Source organism: Kitasatospora sp. NPDC047058, assembly GCF_040643935.1.
In the GTDB taxonomy this organism is placed as follows: domain Bacteria; phylum Actinomycetota; class Actinomycetes; order Streptomycetales; family Streptomycetaceae; genus Kitasatospora.
Genome location: NZ_JBEYVJ010000887.1, coordinates 1 through 1,291 on the forward strand (window position 1 = coordinate 1; position 1,291 = coordinate 1,291).

A 1,291-nucleotide genomic window follows, 5' to 3' on the forward strand; every position below is an offset into this window, starting at 1 on the left:
GGCCGCCGCCAAGGCGCTGGCCGGCGTGGTCGCCGACGAGCTGACCCCGCAGAAGGTGATCCCCTCGCCGTTCGACGAGCGGGTCGCGCCGGCGGTCACCAAGGCCGTCGCCGACGCCGCCCGCGCCGAGGGCGTCGCCCGCCGCTGAGCAGGCCCCCGTACGACTTCGGGCCCGGGACGCGCGTCACACGTACGCGTGGTTCCGGGCCCGCGTCGTCGCGGCTAGTGTCCGGGTCATGTTTGCTGCCTACGCCGCACGAATCGACGCCGACGACCCGCTGAGCGGGCTGGAGCTGGGCGAACTCCCCGAACCCCAGGCGCGCCCCGGGTGGAGCGTGGTGACGGTCAGGGCCGCCAGCCTCAACCACCACGACCTCTGGTCGCTGCGCGGGGTCGGCCTGCCCGCGGAGCGGCTGCCGATGATCCTCGGCTGCGACGCCGCCGGTGTCGACGAGCACGGCAACGAGGTGGTCGTCCACTCGGTGATCGGCCAGACCGGCCACGGCGTGGGGCCGGACGAGCCGCGCTCCATCCTGACCGAGCGCTACCAGGGCACCTTCGCCACCAAGGTGGCCGTCCCCACCTGGAACCTGCTGCCCAAGCCGGCCGGGCTGAGCTTCGAGGAGGCCGCCTGCCTGCCCACCGCGTGGCTGACGGCGTACCGGATGCTGTTCACCAACGCCGGCGTGAAGCCGGGTGACACCGTCCTGGTGCAGGGGGCCGGCGGCGGGGTGTCGACCGCGCTGATCGTCCTGGCCAAGGCCGCCGGCCTGCGGGTCTGGGTCACCGGCCGGGACGAGGCCAAGCGCGCCCGGGCGGTCGGGCTGGGCGCCGACGCCGCCTTCGAGAGCGGCGCCCGGCTGCCGGAGCGGGTGGACGCGGTGATGGAGACGGTCGGCGCCGCGACCTGGTCGCACTCGGTGAAGTCGCTGCGGCCCGGCGGCACCATCGTGATCTCGGGGGCCACCTCCGGCCCGAGCCCGAAGGCCGCCGAGCTGAACCGGATCTTCTTCCTGGAGCTCAAGGTGGTCGGCTCGACCATGGGCACCAAGGAGGAGCTGGCCGGGCTGCTCTCGCTCTGCGCCACGACCGGCGTCCGGCCGGTGATCGACTCGGTGCTGCCGCTGGCCGAGGCCCGCGAGGGCTTCGCCCGGCTGGCCAAGGGCGACGTCTTCGGGAAGATCGTCCTCAACCCGTAGGCCCTGTCCGGCCGATCTTGCCGGGCGCACGACGCCGGGCATCCCGCCTGGACGCACGCCCGAATCGCCCAAGTACGTCCAGTACGAGGACG

1 protein-coding gene is annotated in these 1,291 nt (G+C 74.1%); it reads left to right on the forward strand.

Annotation, left to right across the window (positions count from 1 at the left end; translation table 11 throughout):
- The first annotated feature begins 236 nt into the window (after positions 1-236).
- Positions 237-1,199 (forward strand): zinc-binding dehydrogenase, encoded by a 963-nt coding sequence (locus ABZ885_RS41355; protein ID WP_360200397.1) that lies wholly within the window; start codon positions 237-239, stop codon positions 1,197-1,199.
- Positions 1,200-1,291 lie beyond the last annotated feature (92 nt).